Source organism: Luteimonas sp. gir (genome assembly GCF_037198055.1).
In the GTDB taxonomy this organism is placed as follows: domain Bacteria; phylum Pseudomonadota; class Gammaproteobacteria; order Xanthomonadales; family Xanthomonadaceae; genus Luteimonas; species Luteimonas citri_A.
The window spans coordinates 53,690-68,947 of record NZ_JBBAXQ010000003.1 but is presented as its reverse complement, the minus strand read 5'-3'; the positions used below and the strand labels follow the sequence as shown (position 1 = coordinate 68,947).

19 protein-coding genes and 1 tRNA gene are annotated in these 15,258 nt (G+C 70.1%); 8 read left to right on the top strand and 12 right to left on the bottom strand.

The window, feature by feature from the left end:
- Positions 1-34 precede the first annotated feature (34 nt).
- The 5 genes from WAF18_RS06790 to WAF18_RS06770 all read left to right on the top strand — a co-directional run bounded on the left by WAF18_RS06790 (position 35) and on the right by WAF18_RS06770 (position 3,514).
- Positions 35-910, top strand: a complete 876-nt coding sequence (locus WAF18_RS06790) for a tryptophan 2,3-dioxygenase family protein (protein ID WP_337244437.1) — start codon at positions 35-37, stop codon at positions 908-910.
- Between the two features lie 22 nt (positions 911-932).
- Positions 933-1,589: an energy-coupling factor ABC transporter permease gene (locus WAF18_RS06785; RefSeq protein WP_337244436.1), complete on the top strand. Its 657-nt coding sequence runs from the start codon at positions 933-935 to the stop codon at positions 1,587-1,589.
- A gap of 103 nt (positions 1,590-1,692) precedes the next feature.
- Positions 1,693-1,992, top strand: coding sequence for a hypothetical protein (locus WAF18_RS06780; protein WP_337244435.1), 300 nt, complete (start codon positions 1,693-1,695; stop codon positions 1,990-1,992).
- Between the two features lies 1 nt (position 1,993).
- Positions 1,994-2,758, top strand: coding sequence for an SDR family NAD(P)-dependent oxidoreductase (locus WAF18_RS06775; protein WP_337244434.1), 765 nt, complete (start codon positions 1,994-1,996; stop codon positions 2,756-2,758).
- Positions 2,759-3,091: 333 nt separating this feature from the next.
- Positions 3,092-3,514 (top strand): hypothetical protein, encoded by a 423-nt coding sequence (locus tag WAF18_RS06770; RefSeq protein WP_337244433.1) that lies wholly within the window; start codon positions 3,092-3,094, stop codon positions 3,512-3,514.
- A 59-nt stretch (positions 3,515-3,573) separates the two neighbouring features.
- Here WAF18_RS06770 and WAF18_RS06765 read toward each other — a convergent pair whose 3' ends face one another.
- The 6 genes from WAF18_RS06765 to rocF form a co-directional block, all read right to left on the bottom strand.
- Positions 3,574-4,509, bottom strand: coding sequence for an MBL fold metallo-hydrolase (locus WAF18_RS06765; RefSeq protein WP_337244432.1), 936 nt, complete (start codon positions 4,507-4,509; stop codon positions 3,574-3,576).
- Positions 4,510-4,604: 95 nt separating this feature from the next.
- Entirely contained in the window at positions 4,605-4,916 is a 312-nt protein-coding gene (locus tag WAF18_RS06760) for a hypothetical protein (RefSeq protein WP_337244431.1), read from the bottom strand.
- The gene (locus tag WAF18_RS06755) at positions 4,913-6,232 is read right to left on the bottom strand and encodes a tryptophan--tRNA ligase (protein ID WP_337244430.1); all 1,320 of its coding nucleotides are present in this window, start codon (positions 6,230-6,232) and stop codon (positions 4,913-4,915) included. Before WAF18_RS06755 ends, WAF18_RS06760 begins: the two co-directional genes overlap by 4 nt.
- A 177-nt stretch (positions 6,233-6,409) precedes the next feature.
- Positions 6,410-6,610 (bottom strand): CsbD family protein, encoded by a 201-nt coding sequence (locus WAF18_RS06750; protein WP_183427715.1) that lies wholly within the window; start codon positions 6,608-6,610, stop codon positions 6,410-6,412.
- A gap of 246 nt (positions 6,611-6,856) precedes the next feature.
- Positions 6,857-7,015, bottom strand: coding sequence for an entericidin A/B family lipoprotein (locus WAF18_RS06745; RefSeq protein ID WP_183427716.1), 159 nt, complete (start codon positions 7,013-7,015; stop codon positions 6,857-6,859).
- Positions 7,016-7,148: 133 nt separating this feature from the next.
- The gene (gene rocF / locus WAF18_RS06740) at positions 7,149-8,072 is read right to left on the bottom strand and encodes an arginase (protein WP_337244429.1); all 924 of its coding nucleotides are present in this window, start codon (positions 8,070-8,072) and stop codon (positions 7,149-7,151) included.
- Between the two features lie 820 nt (positions 8,073-8,892).
- Between rocF and WAF18_RS06735 the strand changes: the two genes are divergently transcribed.
- The gene (locus tag WAF18_RS06735) at positions 8,893-9,171 is read left to right on the top strand and encodes a hypothetical protein (RefSeq protein WP_337244428.1); all 279 of its coding nucleotides are present in this window, start codon (positions 8,893-8,895) and stop codon (positions 9,169-9,171) included.
- A gap of 297 nt (positions 9,172-9,468) precedes the next feature.
- Here WAF18_RS06735 and WAF18_RS06730 read toward each other — a convergent pair whose 3' ends face one another.
- From WAF18_RS06730 to birA, 5 genes are all read right to left on the bottom strand, one after another.
- Complete coding sequence (locus tag WAF18_RS06730) at positions 9,469-9,840, bottom strand: Rap1a/Tai family immunity protein (protein WP_337244427.1); 372 nt, start codon at positions 9,838-9,840, stop codon at positions 9,469-9,471.
- 122 nt (positions 9,841-9,962) lie between these two features.
- A tRNA-Thr gene (locus tag WAF18_RS06725) sits at positions 9,963-10,038 on the bottom strand.
- Between the two features lie 27 nt (positions 10,039-10,065).
- Positions 10,066-10,764, bottom strand: a complete 699-nt coding sequence (locus WAF18_RS06720) for an SPOR domain-containing protein (protein WP_337244426.1) — start codon at positions 10,762-10,764, stop codon at positions 10,066-10,068.
- Between the two features lie 9 nt (positions 10,765-10,773).
- On the bottom strand, positions 10,774-11,520 hold the full coding sequence (locus WAF18_RS06715; protein WP_337244425.1) for a type III pantothenate kinase: 747 nt from the start codon (positions 11,518-11,520) through the stop codon (positions 10,774-10,776).
- The gene (gene birA / locus WAF18_RS06710; protein WP_337244424.1) at positions 11,517-12,515 is read right to left on the bottom strand and encodes a bifunctional biotin--[acetyl-CoA-carboxylase] ligase/biotin operon repressor BirA; all 999 of its coding nucleotides are present in this window, start codon (positions 12,513-12,515) and stop codon (positions 11,517-11,519) included. The genes WAF18_RS06715 and birA overlap by 4 nt, the downstream gene beginning before the upstream one ends.
- Before the next feature lie 160 nt (positions 12,516-12,675).
- Between birA and WAF18_RS06705 the strand changes: the two genes are divergently transcribed.
- Both WAF18_RS06705 and WAF18_RS06700 read left to right on the top strand, forming a co-directional pair.
- Positions 12,676-12,945 carry a hypothetical protein gene (locus tag WAF18_RS06705; protein ID WP_337244423.1) on the top strand — a complete coding sequence of 90 codons (270 nt, stop codon included), beginning with the start codon at positions 12,676-12,678 and terminating at the stop codon, positions 12,943-12,945.
- A gap of 61 nt (positions 12,946-13,006) precedes the next feature.
- Complete coding sequence (locus tag WAF18_RS06700; protein WP_337244575.1) at positions 13,007-13,714, top strand: M90 family metallopeptidase; 708 nt, start codon at positions 13,007-13,009, stop codon at positions 13,712-13,714.
- A gap of 41 nt (positions 13,715-13,755) precedes the next feature.
- Here WAF18_RS06700 and WAF18_RS06695 read toward each other — a convergent pair whose 3' ends face one another.
- On the bottom strand, positions 13,756-15,201 hold the full coding sequence (locus WAF18_RS06695; protein ID WP_337244422.1) for a sensor histidine kinase: 1,446 nt from the start codon (positions 15,199-15,201) through the stop codon (positions 13,756-13,758).
- Between the last annotated feature and the right edge of the window lie 57 nt (positions 15,202-15,258).

The window sequence follows — 15,258 nt, the reverse complement described above, 5'->3', positions numbered from 1 at the left end:
GGGCCCACGGCACGTCCTGCGCTACGCTGTGCCGATGACCATCGACCGCAACCAGCGTCCGCTCGAGGACGGCATCCACCGCGACCTGTCCGGGCGCCTGACCTATGGCGGCTACCTGCGCCTGGACCTGCTGCTCGCCGCCCAGCAGCCGCTGTCCGAGCCGCCGCACCATGACGAGATGCTGTTCGTGGTGCAGCACCAGGTCTCGGAGCTGTGGCTGAAACTGATGATCCACGAACTGTCGGCGGCCATCGCGCACCTGCGCCGCGACGAGGTCTGGCGCTGCCGCAAGGTGCTGGCACGCTGCAAGCAGGTGCTGCGGCAACTGACCGAGCAGTGGTCGGTGCTCGAGACGATGACGCCGGCCGAGTACATGGAGTTCCGCGATGTGCTGGGCCCCTCGTCGGGGTTCCAGTCGCTGCAGTACCGCACGGTCGAGTTCCTGCTGGGGAACAAGAACGCCGCGATGCTCGAGGTGTTCGCGCACGATCCCGACGGCCAGGCAGGATTGCGCGCGGTGCTGGAGCAGCCCGGCCTGTATGACGAATTCCTGCGCTATCTCGCGCGCTGGGGGCACCCGGTCGCACCGGCCCACGTGGCGCGCGACTGGGCGCAGCCGCACGTCTTCGATGCGGATCTGGTGCCCGTGCTGCGCACGATCTACGAGGACACCGACCGCTGGTGGCGCGAGTATTCGCTGTGCGAGGACCTCGTCGACCTGGAAAGCCAGTTCCAGTCGTGGCGCTTCCGCCACATGCGCACGGTGATGCGGATCATCGGCTTCAAGCGCGGCACCGGCGGCTCGAGCGGCGTGGGCTTTCTGCGCCAGGCGCTGGAACTGAGCTTTTTCCCAGAGCTGTTCGAGGTCCGCACCCACCTCGGCCAGCCGACGCCGTCCCTGCCCGACTGAGACGCCGGCAGGTCCGATGCCCATGTCCGGGAACGCGCTGCCGCTCTGGCTCCAGGCCGTGGTCTGGACCGCCGCGATCGCGGTGCTGCTGCGCCAGGCCGGTGCGCTGCGCACGCATATCCGCGCGGCCACGCCCGACACATTGCGCGTGCTGCTGGTCGCGGCCCTGGCGCTGGCGGCGATGCGCTGGTTCAACACCGCCGCGCTGCAGGGCGTGATGCTGCATTTCCTGGGCGCAACCATCGCGACCTTGCTGTTCGGCACCGGCGTCGCCTGTTGGGTGATGGCCGCCGTCAGCCTGAGCGGCGTGCTGCTGGGCGCGGCGTGGCAGGGCTGGGCCGCCGACTTTCTGGTCACAGGCGCATTGCCGGTCGCGGTCACAGCGGTGGCCTCGCGCGCGGCGCTGCGCTGGGCGCCGCGCAACATCGTCGTCTACGTGATGCTCAACGCCTTCGCGGCCGCCGCACTGGCGATGGCGGCCTCGATGCTCGCCAAGGCCACCGTGACCGCCTGGCTCGGCGGCCGGACGGTCGAGGCCTATCTGACTGCGACGCCGCTGTTGATGTTCGCCGAGGCGTTCTTCTCCGGCACGGCCATGGCCCTGATCGTGGTCTACCGGCCGCATTGGTGCACGAGCTTCGACGACCGCGCCTATCTCTGGCCCCAGGCCCCGATGTGAGCCACGCGCAGTCGTGGCGCCGTGCTGTCATGATGCGATGTGCAATGGGCCTTGCACATCGCCGCCAGTATCATGGCGCGATTGTCTCTGACCGGTGGGTGTGATGACCGTCGCCGCGAAGTTCGAGATCGAAGACCTGCACGGCCTCGGCCCGGACGGCACGCGCGTCGCGCCGTTGCGCAAGGCCTTCGCCGCTCCCGCCACGCGGCCGTCGCTGTTGGTGCGAAGGCTGTTCGTACGGACTTTCGACAGCAAGGCGATCGCCCTGCAGCGCACCGGCGAGGTGGGCTCCGATGCCGCGTGCGTCGGCCACGAAGCGCCCCGCGTCGCCCGCTGCGCCGGGACCGGTGGCGAGGCCGCGCGCTGCCTCGCGATGCGCGACGACCTCGCGCGGCCGCACTGACGTGGAGGCAGAGACGCCCCCGCTCGCCGGTCGCCGCGCGCTCGTCGCCGGGGGCAGCCGCGGCATCGGACTCGCGATCGCGCAGGCCTTGGCCGGCGCCGGCGCCGCGGTGTCGATCTGCGCACGCGGCGCCACATCGCTCGATGCCGCGATCGCCACGATCGGGCACTCCAGCGGACGCGTGCACCGCCATGCCTGCGATCTCGCCGACGCCGCGCAGATCGAGGCTTGGGTCGCGGCCGCCGCCGATGCGCTGGGCGGCATCGACATCGTCGTCAACAACGCCTCCGCGCTGTCGCACGCCGCCGGCGATGCCGCGTGGCATGCCGGCTTCGAGGTCGACCTGATGGCGGCGGTGCGCTGCAACCGGGCCGCGCTGCCACACCTGCGCCGCAGCGCTGCGCCGTCGATCCTCAACGTCGGCTCGATCAACGCGCTGCGCCCGACGCCGCGCGCCACGGCGTACTCGGCGCTCAAGGCCGCGCTGCACCACTACACCCTGAGCCTGGCGGCCGAGCTCGCCCGCGAGCGCATCCGGGTCAACGCGCTCGCGCCAGGTTCAATCCTTTTCGAAGACGGGCTGTGGGCACGGCGTGCGGAATCGGAGCCTGCGCTGTACGCGCAGGTCCGCGACGCGATCCCATTCGGCGGATTCGGGCGTCCGGAACACGTCGCCGCGGCGGCGCTGTTCCTGTGCTCCGACCAGGCCGCCTGGATCACCGGCCAGGTCCTGGCAGTCGACGGCGGGCAGTCACTGGGCGTGTAAGGCCGCCACGGCGCCGCCCGGCGCCCGGCTGCCTCCGAGGCACGCCCGCATGCCGCGCCGCAGCCGCATGTCCTCGTCCTTCGACCGCGACGACCGCGCCGACGTCTGGCCGCGGGCGCCGATGCCGCCCGATCAAGTGCCTCCCGCCTATGCATGGCGCGGCGCTCCGGCGCGACCCACGGTGGGGGGTCAGGACCGCTGCCCTGGCGCGGTTGCCGCGTTCTACGTGGCATACCGAGCCCCGCCCTGCCACCTGGGGAGCACCCCAGCATCGCCTTCACATGGCGCACACTAAAGTGCGCTCCCCATTCATCATGAACAGGAATCGCAACAATGGCGATGTTGACCGCAACGATCGCAGGCGGGCTGATGGGCTTCGGCCTGATCAACTTCATGGCCCACAAGGCCAAGAGCGCGAACCACCCGTGGGACGTGCGCGAGTTCACCGCCGACGGCGACGTGCTGGGCCGAGTCGACGCCTGGGCCGCAGCCAACGGCTACAAGCTGCGCAGCGACGACGGTCGCCGCCGCGTCTATCAGAAGGGCATCAACATCCTGACCGCACCGATGCGCCTGGACGTCGAGCGCGACGGCAATCGCTACACCACCCGCAGCTACGTCCACGTCGACGGCCTGCTGCTCAAGGGCGACCTCGCGCTGTCCTATCCCGGCGTGATGGCCAAGCTGCCGCGCGCCAACGCCCTCAAGGCACAGAACCAGCTGTTGGCCGAGCTGGGCCAGCCGCCGCTGGGCTGATCCGATCTGGCCGGCCCGCCCCCGTCGACGATGCCGGCGGGGGCGGCCTCGGCGTACAGTCAGCGCGCGACGCGATCCAGCCAGGCGCACAACCCTTGTGCGTTGAGGGCGATGTCGCCGCCGAGCACCTCGCGCACGCGCGCAGGCGCGTCGACGATGCCGTGGGCGACGGCCCGTTCGGTGTAGAGCCCGACCAGGCCGTCGACGATCACCGATTGCCGATCGTCGCGCCCGTCAGCCGCCTGCGCGATCGCAACCATCGCATCGATCACCGTATGCAGGTCGCTGCCCAGCCGCGTGCACTCGGTCACCTCGCCGTAGTGCGCGATCCGGATCGAGACCGGCGCACGCGCCAGCAGCCGATCGATGGAGGCATGCATCTGCTGCGGATCGAACTGCACCGGCGAGGTCGTCGGAACAATGAAGGCGCCCGCGTCGGTATCGAGCTCGCGATAGGAAATACCGAAGGTATCGCCGGCGAACCAACTGCGGGTCACGTCGTCCCAGACGCTGTAATGGTGACGGGCGTGGCCGGGCGTATCGACGCAGACCAGCGCCCTGCCCGCCAGATCGACAACATGGCCGTCGTCGGCGATCACCACGCGTGCCTCAGGCACCGGCAACATGCCGGCGTGGTCGCGCGCGAAGTCCGCCTCGCCGTACACCGCCTTCGCGCCGGCGATCAGCCGCGTCGGATCGATCATGTGCGGCGCGCCGCGCGGATGCACGACCAGTCGCGCATTGGGCAACGCGCGCATCAACGGCCCGGCGCCGCCGGCGTGGTCGAGGTGCACGTGGGTCACCATGACCCAGTCGACCGATGCGCGGTCCACACCCGCCGCCTCGATCGCGGCAAGCACGCGCGGAGCGCAGGTCGCGGTCCCGCAGTCGATCAGCGCGGCGCGCCCCCCACTGCGCAGCAGATAGGCCGCGCACAACGCGGGCCGCACATAGCCCGTATCGATGATGGTGATTCCGCCGCTGTCTTCGCGCATCGCGTCGCTCCCAGGTCCGCTACCGGCAGTCTAGGTCGTGCGCCGGAAGACGCGCATGGGCCTTTGGTCGTAGGCGCGACGCGGCGCCACCGGCCTCAGTCGCGCGGGCGCAGAATCAACAGGCGCAGCACGAACGCGGCGCCGAGCACCGCCAGGAATACCCCGTAGCCGACCGCGGTCGCCAGGATCTGCTGCCACATGTGGCCATGCACGGGATCGGCACTCGTCTGCGCCCAATAGATCGAGACCATGAAGGCGGCGACCGACACCACCAGGCTGACCAGATCGTAGAGCACCCGCCGCACGCCACGCGGACGCCGCGGATAGACCCAGAACAGCACGCCGAGGATCGCGAACCATGGCAGAAACAGCAGCAACGTCAGGTTGAACTCGACGAGCGGGTTCATGATGCCGCCTTCTCCGCCTCCGCCGCGGCGATTGCATCCAGCGCGGCCTGCACGTCGGCCAGCGCGACGCCCTCGCCAAGCTCAGCCGGCGCCTGCGCCGGTGGCAGCTCGCCGCGACGCAGGCGCGCAATGCTCTGCCCCGCCTCGCGCGGCGCGTCGAAGCCGTGGCTCTGCAGCAACACCCGGTCGCCGTCCACGAGCTTGAAATAGAACCGGCCGTCGGCCTCGCGGTACTGCTTGAACTGCGGCGGCTCGCTGCGGATCGCGGCCGCGCCGGCGGCGGCCGGCACCGCCACCCGGCCCAGATCGCGCAGGCCGACCGCATCGCGCAGCTGTGCCAGCAACGGGGTCGCGTAGCGCTCGCGCAACCGGCGCCCGCCGTCGCGCAGGATGTCCTCGATGTCCGACGGCCGCGCGATCAACGCCTCGTAGCGCTCGCGCATCGGCGCGATCTCGCGCTCCATCACATCGAGCGCCTGTTGCTTGGCCTCGCCCCAACCGATGCCGTCGGCGAAGGCCTGCGCGAATGCGGCCGTCTGCTCCGGCGTGGCGAACGCCTGATAGAGCTGGAACAGCGCAGAGCCCTCGGTGTCTTTCGGCTCGCCAGGTGCACGGGAGTCGGTGAGGATCGAGAACACCAGCTTCTTGAGCTGCGCGGGCGGTGCGAACAGCGGAATCGTATTGTCGTAGCTCTTGCTCATCTTGCGCCCGTCCAGGCCGGGCAGCGTGGCGACGTCGTCGTCGATCACCGCCTCGGGCAGCGTGAACCACTCGCGCCCGTACAGATGGTTGAAGCGCTGCGCAAAGTCGCGTGCCATCTCGATGTGCTGAATCTGGTCGCGCCCCACCGGCACGCGGTCGGCGTTGAAGATCAGGATGTCGGCCGCCATCAGCACCGGATAGAGATAGAGCCCGGCGGTCACCGACGCGTCCTCATCCAGCGCCTGGGCCCGATTCCGGTCCACGGCGGCCTTGTAGGCATGCGCCCGGTTGAGCAGCCCCTTGCCGGCCACGCAGGTCAGCAGCCACATCAGCTCGGTGGTCTCGGGCACATCGCTCTGGCGGTAGAACCAGACCTTCGCCGGGTCCAGGCCCGCGGCCAGCCACGTGGCCGAGACTTCCAGGGTCGAGCGCTGCACACGGGCCGGGTCCTGCGTATTGACCAGGCTGTGGAGGTCGGCGAGGAAGTAGAAGCTCTCGGTGCCCGGCGCCTTGCTGGCGGCGACTGCCGGGCGCACGGCGCCGACGTAGTTACCGACGTGCGGCGTGCCGGAGGGCTTGATGCCAGTGAGGACGCGCAGGGGACGTGGTGACATGGCAGCAGCGACAGACCAGGGATGGCCCAGTCTACCTGTTCGACTGCAGCCGATCCCCCGCTCGCGCCGCCAGACCGACACGTCGACGCACTGATCTGGTCGCCGGCTCCGCTCCCAGGTACGAAAACGGGCCGGCGAACCGGCCCGTCGTGGCGCATTGAATCTCGATGAAGCGGATCAGTCGAGGGTCTTCTCGAATTCGCGCACTTCCTTCTCGGCGCGGTCGCGCTCCCAGCCGTACTTCTCCTGCAGCTTGCCGGCCAGGTACTTGCTGTCGCCGGCAGCGACATCGAATACGTCATCCGTCAGGTCGCCCCACTTGGCCTGCGCCTTGCCCTTGAGCTGGGTCCACTTGCCGGAAATGATGTCTTTGTTCATCGTCGTTTCGTCCTATCGTGAGGTCGGAAGGCCCGCAGAAGCGATGCGGATTGGATCGCAGCGGGCTTGGGGAGATCCTCGCGCAGCGCGCATCAAGTGGCGGTCAAGGGAACATGATCTCGGCCGTCACATCGCTGAGCGCTTCCCTGACCGTTCATGGGCCGCTCGCGACAGGCGATGACCACGCGCGCGCACGAAAAAGCCGGCATTCGCCGGCTTTTTCGGATTGCGTGGTGCGGAGTACGATCAGGGGCGACGCGTGGTGGCGCCCGTGTCGTTCGCGCTGTCTTCCATCTTCTCACCGACCTTCTGGACGTCCTGGCCAGCGCCGCGGACGGTGTTGCAGGCGCTCAGCGAGCCGGCGGTGAACAGGGCGAGCAGCAGAAGTGCAGTCAGACGCTTCATGGGATTCTCCAGGGAGGTTTCACGGGCGATTGCGCAGGCAGGCAACCGTTGGGCGGACTATAGGAGCCCGCAGTGTGAATACCGCGTGCAACGCGCTGGCATCGTCCCGGCTGCGGCGCCCTGCATGGGGCCGTCAGTCGCGCATCAGCGTCGATTTTCCGAACAGGCTTTCGACCAGGTCCACCGCCAGTTCCGCGGTGGCGTTGCCGTGGTCGAGCGCGGTGTTGACCTCCACCACGTCCAGCGACCCCAGCCGCCCGGTGTCGGCGATCATTTCCATCACCAACTGCGCCTCGCGATAGTTGATGCCGCCCGGGACCGGGGTGCCGGTGCCCGGGGCGATGGTCGGGTCGAGCACGTCGACGTCGAAGCTCACATGCAGATGGGTGTCGGCATCGACACCCTCGAGCGCCTGCTCGACCACGCGCCGCATGCCGACCTCGTCGATGTAGCGCATGTCGTAGATATCCAGGCCGTGCGCCTTGACCAAGCGCTTCTCGTCCGGATCGACCGAGCGGATGCCGATCTGGCGGAACTGGTCGACCCGCGTGGCCGGCGTCTCGCCGCCGAGTCCGGTCAGCACCTCCGGCCCGATCCCGCACAGGCAGGCGACCGGCATCCCGTGCACATTGCCCGACGGGGTGATCTGCGACGTATTGAAATCGGTGTGCGCATCGAGCCACAGCACGCGCAGCGTCTTGCCGACCGCCCGGCAGTGGCGCGCGACTGCCGCGATCGAGCCGATCGCCAGGCAGTGGTCGCCGCCGAGCATGATCGGCATGCGCCCGCGCGCGAGTTCCGCCGACGAGGCCTCAAGCACTGCCCGGTTCCAGGCCACGACCTCATCGAGATGCCGGTAGCCACCCTGCGGACCCTGCCAGGGATTCCGGGGCCCTTTGAGGTCGCCCAGGTCGACCACATCGATCCCGCGCGCCAGCAAGGCTTCGGCCAAGCCGGCCACACGCAAGCCTTCGGGGCCCATCGAGGCACCACGGCGTCCTGCCCCCACGTCCGTGGGCACACCGAAGATCGAGACCGGCGAGTACGCGTGCTGCATGGCTTCTCCTGGGAACTGGCGGACGCAAGCCGCGCGGGTGGCACCACGCGCGGACGACGGACCGACACCGTGCGGCCGTGGGAGGCGCCTGGGCGGCGCGGGTCGCGGAAACGGCGTCTGGATGGTGCGGCACCCGGCTTGGAAAACCATGGGAGCCGGTTGAATCGTTTGGCGCTTCGACAAAACCGGAGGCGTGCTACGAAACTTCTGTAGGCGCGCCACTGGTAAGAGGCGCAGTCTATCAGCCGGGGCGCCATGCTCCGAACCTGCCCCACTCGATCGCCAAGGACGGATCATGTACAGAAGCGCGGGACTGGCCCTCCTCTTTGCCGCCGCCGCAGCGCAAGCGCATCCGGGTGGCCTCAACGCAGAGGGCTGCCACAACAACCGGAAGACCGGTGAGTATCACTGCCACAGGTCGCCATCGGCACCGGCGCCGCCACGGCAGCGACTTGCGCCATCCAGCGTCGAGCCAGCCGCGGGGTGGTCATATCGCAACTGCACTGAGGCACGGGAGGCAGGCGCGGCCCCCATCCGGCGCGGAGCGCCAGGCTATGGGCCCCATTTGGACCGGGACGGGGACGGCATCGGTTGCGAGTAGCCAATACGGCCGTCCACACCTCCATTCTGGCGCGCCCCCGATCGATGCTGGGCGCGCTTTTCAGCAACGCCGAGTGCGCGAAGAGCGGTTGAGAACTGACGGGAGCGCCGCGCCAGCGTCGCGCGGGTCGCAGCCCATGCGACCACGGCCGGGATGATGCCCGGCATGCCTTCCAGATCAACAGCAAAAGCCGCCCTCCTACGCTCTCGCGAGCCGCACGTGATCCCACCTGCTGGCCTGGCCAACATGCCGTCGCTCGGCGATTCGGTCTTCAACGACCGCGGCTGGCGGAATCCGCTGCGCGGCGAGCACGTCGATCGGTCTCGGTGGGAGGCCTACAGGATCGGGCCGGCGTCATCGCGCGTGCTATCGAGCGTGCGACTGCTGGAGGACGGCATGTTCGAGGTCACCAGCGGCGAGGGGTTCGCCCGCGTCTCGGACCCGCAAGCCGCGTTCGAGTTGGCCGCCGGCTGGGCGATCGCAAAGCTGCCGGACTGACGCGAAGGCGCTAGGCAAGCGCGGTCGGAAACATCGCCCAAGTGCCCACGACCAACGCCAACACGACGCCCGCGCCAGCTGCCAGAACCACGCTGCAGCCCATGGCACGACCGAGCTTCGCTTGCCGGTCGGACCTGGTGGTGGGGATCCCGGTCATACGCGCGAAGTCGCGCTTGGCCTTGGTTACTCCCAAGACCTTGTTCCACGAGACGATACTTTTCTTCCGTCTAACCATTGCGCTTCCCTCCGCATTCGGCCTTTCCTGACTGTGCGCGTTCGGTGTGACTTTCCCCCCAATCAGTGCGCGGCGCAGCGATACGCAGCCCGAAGCGCCGCGTCGACACCGGCGCCAACTTCTGCCTCTTGCACCTCGCGCGGCGCGCGCGCTGTGTACTTAACGAAGCCCTCGATCACCTCGCGGTGCGAGGCACCGATCGGGAAGCAGTACGGGTTGTCTGGCGCGACGGACGTGTTGTCGATCACCGCCTGCACGTAGGCGAAGCAGTAGGCGCCGCGCGCTGCCTCGGCCGCAGGCGGCTCGTCGCCTGCTATCCAGGGTTGCAGTGCATCCCGGCACCAGGTCGCGAGTTCGCCGACGGTGCGCGGCGGCTGATCGACGCCGGAGGCCGATACCGCCGGCGCCAGTAGCGCGATCACGACAGCGGCCACGCCGGCCGCGATGCCTCCCTGCTTAATCGTCATCCCCTGGACGAAAGTCGGTCCGATTCTATCCAGACCGAGGCCCTGGCGTTCGTTGTCCCAGCATCCCGGGATGACCTGGAATCGGAAGATGGTGCCGGCACCCGGGTTCGAACTGGGGACCTACCGCTTACAAGGCGGTTGCTCTACCAACTGAGCTATGCCGGCATGGGGCGGCGAGGCCGCGCGGGGATTCTAACCTGCATCCTGGGTGGCAGCGCAGTAGCCGGGTTCGACCCGGGCCGCCCCGGTGCGCGTGCGCAGCGCGGCATCGGCCATTGCCCCGTCGACCAGCGCATCGAGCCAGGGCTGCGGCTGGCCGCCGATCGGCTCGGCCTGCGCGGCGAAGCCGGCGGCGCGCAGGGCGTCGACGCGTGCCTGCGCGGGCGCTTCGCTGTCGAAGCGGCCCAGCGCGATGCCGTGCGCATCGTCGCCATCGGCAATCACGTACTGGTCCTCGATCCCGGCCGCGCGCAGCCGTGCGGCCATCGCGTCGGCCGCGGCGCGGTCGCGCTGCGGCGGCAGCCAGACCCGCCAGCCGCGCGGCGCGACGGCGACCTCGCGCGCGAACACGCGGACACCATCGCTCGCCAGACGCCGGCGCGCGGCATCGCGTGCGCCGGTGTTGGCGAATGGGCCAAGTGCGACGCAGCGCGGCGCTGCCGCCGCGTCGCCCTCGCTGTCGCCATCGAGTACCGCGGCCTCTGCGCTCTCGAAGGCCTCGGCCAGCGGCACCGGGGCCTGCGGTGCCGCCTGCGGCTCGAGCAGGGTCAGCGTGGGCGGAGCCTCCGCCACCAGTGGCGCCGATTCGGCCGGGGTGTCGCGCAGTGCCCACCAGGCGGCGACACCGAGATTGAGGATCACCAGCAACAGAACGAGCGCGCGCAGCAGCATGGGAGCCTCCTAGGTGCCGGCCGTGGTCGGCCTCGCACGGTACCAGCGCGCCAGGCCGGCCAGGACCAGGTCGGGCCGGACCTGCGCCTGCGGCAGAAGCGGCTGCAGGTCTGCCGCGCCACCGCCATGCAGCAACAGGTCGGGCGTGCCGCCGATCCGCGACGCGGCCTGGGCGAGGCTGCGTTCGACCAGCGCCACGGCGGCGCCTTCGCAGCCTGAGGCCAGGGCGTCGTCGGTATCGCTCGCAAATTCGACGTATCGCCCGCCTGTTGCCGGCAACTGCGCGACCCGGCGTTGCAGGGCCTCGCGCATCAGCGTCGGCGATGGCGCGATGCGCCCTCCCAGGTGCCGGCCATCGGCATCGAGCAGATCGATCGTCAGCGCTGTGCCCACGCCGACCACCACCACGGGCGCTGCGGCCTGCGCGCGCGCAGCCAGCAATGCCAGGAACCGGTCCACGCCGAGCCGTGTCGGGTCGGGATACGCGATGGTCAGGCCATCGAGCACCGGCAGTGTGTGCGCCAGTTCGACCCGTGCACCGCGTGCGGCCAGCGCGTCGAGCAGCACCACCCGCAGCGCTGGTGAGGCGACACTGGCCACCAGCGCGGTCTCGATCCGCGGCGGCAGGCGCTCGATCCACGTTGGATCCAGCCCGCCGGCCGCATGTGCCGTGCCGGCCACCGGCCCGATCTCCGCGCCATCGAGCGGCGCGTACTTGAGCCGGGTATTGCCCAGGTCGAACAACCAGACCGTCATGTCGCGTCCCCATTGCGCACGCTGACTTCGCCTGCGTGGAAGGTCCGGACGCCGTCGCCGAAGCGGACCCGCAGCGCGCCGTCATCGGCGATACCGTCGGCCGTGCCTTCGAGCACGCCGGTCCCGGTCTGCACCAGGACCGCGCGCCCGGCCAGTGCGTCCACTGCCGCAAATGCGGGCAGGAACGGGGCCAGGCCGTCGCGATCGAAGCGCGCCAGCGCCGGGATCCAGGCACCGATCACGGCAGCGGCGACCGCATCGCGCGACGGCAGCGCCGGTGCGAGGGTCGCCAGATCGATCCAGGGCTGGTCGATGCGGGCAGCATCGGCGGCGGGCATCCGTACGTTGATGCCAATGCCCAGCACCGCGCGCACCGGCCCGGCATGCTCGCCGCAGCCTTCGACCAGCACGCCGCCGAGTTTGCGCAGGCCTGCGTTGTCTAACACCACCAGGTCGTTCGGCCACTTGAGCCGTACGTCGCCGACGCCGAGCCCGTGCAGCGCCTCGACCGCGGCGATGCCCGCCACCAGGCTCAACCCGCCCAAGCGCGCAAGCCCGCCTTCAAAGCCACGCTGCAGCGACAGGTAGATGTGCGCGGCCAGTGGTGAGCACCAACTCCGCCCCCGGCGTCCGCGCCCGCCGGTCTGGCGTTCGGCCAGCAGTGCCTCGGCGGCCGCGCCCGGCATGGGCCGGCGCAGCAGTTCGGCGTTGGTCGAATCCAGGGTCCAGGCCACGTCGAGCCGATCCAGGCCCGCGCGCGCGTTCGCCGGCAATGCCGCGAGGATCGCGTCCCGGTCGAGCAGCGAGACCGGGTGGGCCAGCGCATACCCCTGCCCGCGCCGGGCCTCGATCGGCACGCCGGCCTCGCGCAGCAGGCCGATCCGCTTCCAGACCGCCGCGCGTGTCTGTCCCGACTCGCGCGCCAGCGCATCGCCCGACACCGGGCCTGCGATCAGCCGCGCCAGCAAGGCGCGCTCGGCGTTGGGCGTGGTCATGCGGCGGTCGCGGATGGATCGAGGGCGGAGGCGGGCATGCGGTCGATTATCGGCGAGGGCGCCGCCGCTGTCGTGCGCTGCTGCGACGCAACGTCGCGGGCGCGCGACCTGCGCTATAGTCGGCGGATCTTCGCGTCCGCCTGACTGCCCGGGGTCTTCGATGTCGATACGAGCGATGTTCTGCGCGCTGCTGTTTGCTGCCTGCCTGCCGGCGGCGGCCCGCGAAGCGCGCGTCCCCGGGCCCTCGGACACCCCGCCTTGCGCCGCGGCGACGCCTGCGTCAGCCCCCGAGACGGCTGGCAGCGATGCCGTCCGGCGCCCGCCGGCCAGCGCGTCGAAGGCCCGTCCGGCGACTTCGGGCGGCATCGAGAGCGACGGTCCGCTGCGCGGCCCGCGCTGGCACAGCTTCCTGCCCGGCATGTTCCGCTGAGGCAACGGCCCCGGTCGTGCGTTCGCTGATCCGGCGCCTGTTCGCGGGCGCTCCGCCGCCCATCCCCGATGCGGACTGGGTGGCCATCCGCCACCAATTGCCTTGGGTCCACGCGCTCGACGATGCACGTGCGGTGCGGCTGCGCACGCTCGCAGCGCACTTCCTGCACCGCAAGACCATCACCCCGGTCGCCGGCCTGGCGCTGGACGCACGCGAGCGGCTGCTGCTCGCGACGCTGTGCTGCCTGCCGCTGCTCGAGTTTGGCGACGAGGGCCTGCACGGCTGGTCACAGCTCATCGTCTACCCCGATGCGTTCCGGGTGAACCGCAGCCACGTCGACGCCGCAGGCGTGATGCACGAGTGGGACGACGAACTGATCGGTGAAGCCTGGGAGAGCGGGCCGCTGGTGTTGTCGTGGGCCGACATTCAGAGCGACATCGCCGAGCCCGACGGCGGCTTCTGCGTGGCGGTGCACGAGATGGCGCACAAGCTCGATGCGCTCGATGGCGTGCTCGACGGCACCCCGCCGCTGCCGCGCCCGTGGCAGCGGGCCTGGGCGCAGGATTTCCAGCGCGCGTTCGATGGCTTCGTCGCCCGCGTCGACGCAGGGCACGACACCGCGCTCGACCCCTACGCAGCCGAGGCGCCCGAGGAATTCTTCGCCGTCTGCAGCGAGTACCACTTCAGCGCGCCGGCGTTGCTGCGCGACACGCTGCCCGAGGTCGCCGCGCACCTCGAACGCTTCTACGGTCCGTCGCCGCTGGCGTAGGCCAGCGCAGCGCCGTCGCGACAGGCGGCCGCCGATGCCGGTCAGAAGCCCGGCGGCAACCGCACCGAGAAGCAGGCCCCGCCCAGTTCCTCCGAGCGCCCGACGTGCAGTTCGCCGCGGTAGCTATGCACGATGTCCTGCACGATCGACAGGCCGATGCCGTGGCCCTGCACGCGCTCGTCGCCGCGCACACCGCGCTGGAGCACCGTTGCGACGCGATCGGGCGGAATGCCGGGACCGTCGTCCTCGACCACCAGCACCAGGCCCGGCCGCCGGTTGGGCGCGGTGTCGCCCGAACGCACCGTCAGCAGCACCCGCGAGCGTGCCCACTTGAACGCATTTTCGAGCAGGTTGCCGAGCAGTTCCTGCAGGTCGCCGGGTTCGCCATGGAAGCGCGCTGCCGCGTCGATCTCGAATTCGCAGACCGCGCCCTTGGCGGCATAGATCTTCTCCAGCCCGCGCACGATCTGCTCGGCATGCGGTTCGATCTCGATCGCGGCCGAGAACAATTGGTGGCCGCTGGAGGCCGCGCGCGCGAGCTGGTACGTCACCAGGTCGGTCATACGCTGCAACTGGCTCTCGACCTCCTCGCGCAGTTCGGCCTCGCCGGTGCCGGCGTCGAGCCGCGAGCGCAGCACCGCCAGCGGCGTCTTGAGGCTGTGCGCCAAGTCGGACATGGTGTTGCGCTGACGCGCGAGGTGTTCGCGCTCGCTTTCGATCAGCGCGTTGATGCTCTCGGTCAGCGGCAGCAGCTCGCGCGGATGCTGCATGCCCATGCGGTCGGCCTGGCCGCGCTGTACGCGCACCAGTTCGTGTTCGACCCGCCGCAACGGCCACAGGCTCCAGCGCACGATCAGCGCCTGCAACAGCAGCAGAATCATGCCGGCGATGCCGAGGTTGACCCACAGCGCGGCGCGGAAGACCCGCACCTGGCGCGGCACGATGCCGGCGTCCTCCATCACATAGATGGTGTAGGCGAACTCGTCGTCGGTGCGCGTCTCCTCCGGCGACCACAGCAGGCCCAGACCGTAACGATAGACCTCGCCCGGCGAGCCGTCGCTGCGCACGATGGGCAGCGGGCCTTCGAACTTCTCCTCGCGCGCGCCGAGCATCGTCGCCTCGGGCAACTGCGGGCCCGACGCAGAACGCGAGGCCCAGGTGCCGCTGGGCAGCACCACCTCGGCGTACAGGCCGCTGCCTGGGCGCAGGAAGCGGTCGTCGGGCGGAGACTCGGACGGCAGGTAGATCTCACCGCCACGCAGGAACTCGATATCGCCGGCGTAGGCGTAGACATAGTTGCGCAGGCGCTCGCGCTGACCTTCGCTGGCGACGTCGATGAACGCCCGGTCGAGCGCATAACCGGCCAGTGCCAGAAACGCGAGCAGGCCGATACTGGCCGCCAGCAACTGGCGCGCCTGCAACGAGCGCGGGCGCCACCGCGAGGGGCGCCGCACCTTGGTCTTGGGGCGTCGGGACTCAGCAGGCATGACGGCTCACGGGCGTGGACTGCGGCCCCGATGCGTGACGGCAACGGGCCGAAGGGC

What these genes read in the sequence shown, in the direction of transcription:
- WAF18_RS06790 (WP_337244437.1), top strand. Translation starts at nt 35, where the DNA reads ATGACCATCGACCGCAACCAGCGTCCGCTCGAGGACGGCATCCACCGC.
- WAF18_RS06785 (WP_337244436.1), top strand. Translation starts at nt 933, where the DNA reads ATGTCCGGGAACGCGCTGCCGCTCTGGCTCCAGGCCGTGGTCTGGACC.
- WAF18_RS06780 (WP_337244435.1), top strand. Translation starts at nt 1,693, where the DNA reads ATGACCGTCGCCGCGAAGTTCGAGATCGAAGACCTGCACGGCCTCGGC.
- WAF18_RS06770 (WP_337244433.1), top strand. Translation starts at nt 3,092, where the DNA reads ATGGCGATGTTGACCGCAACGATCGCAGGCGGGCTGATGGGCTTCGGC.
- WAF18_RS06765 (WP_337244432.1), bottom strand. Translation starts at nt 4,509, where the DNA reads ATGCGCGAAGACAGCGGCGGAATCACCATCATCGATACGGGCTATGTG.
- WAF18_RS06760 (WP_337244431.1), bottom strand. Translation starts at nt 4,916, where the DNA reads ATGAACCCGCTCGTCGAGTTCAACCTGACGTTGCTGCTGTTTCTGCCA.
- WAF18_RS06755 (WP_337244430.1), bottom strand. Translation starts at nt 6,232, where the DNA reads ATGTCACCACGTCCCCTGCGCGTCCTCACTGGCATCAAGCCCTCCGGC.
- WAF18_RS06750 (WP_183427715.1), bottom strand. Translation starts at nt 6,610, where the DNA reads ATGAACAAAGACATCATTTCCGGCAAGTGGACCCAGCTCAAGGGCAAG.
- WAF18_RS06745 (WP_183427716.1), bottom strand. Translation starts at nt 7,015, where the DNA reads ATGAAGCGTCTGACTGCACTTCTGCTGCTCGCCCTGTTCACCGCCGGC.
- rocF (WP_337244429.1), bottom strand. Translation starts at nt 8,072, where the DNA reads ATGCAGCACGCGTACTCGCCGGTCTCGATCTTCGGTGTGCCCACGGAC.
- WAF18_RS06720 (WP_337244426.1), bottom strand. Translation starts at nt 10,764, where the DNA reads ATGCTGCTGCGCGCGCTCGTTCTGTTGCTGGTGATCCTCAATCTCGGT.
- WAF18_RS06715 (WP_337244425.1), bottom strand. Translation starts at nt 11,520, where the DNA reads ATGACGGTCTGGTTGTTCGACCTGGGCAATACCCGGCTCAAGTACGCG.
- birA (WP_337244424.1), bottom strand. Translation starts at nt 12,515, where the DNA reads ATGACCACGCCCAACGCCGAGCGCGCCTTGCTGGCGCGGCTGATCGCA.
- WAF18_RS06705 (WP_337244423.1), top strand. Translation starts at nt 12,676, where the DNA reads ATGTCGATACGAGCGATGTTCTGCGCGCTGCTGTTTGCTGCCTGCCTG.
- WAF18_RS06695 (WP_337244422.1), bottom strand. Translation starts at nt 15,201, where the DNA reads ATGCCTGCTGAGTCCCGACGCCCCAAGACCAAGGTGCGGCGCCCCTCG.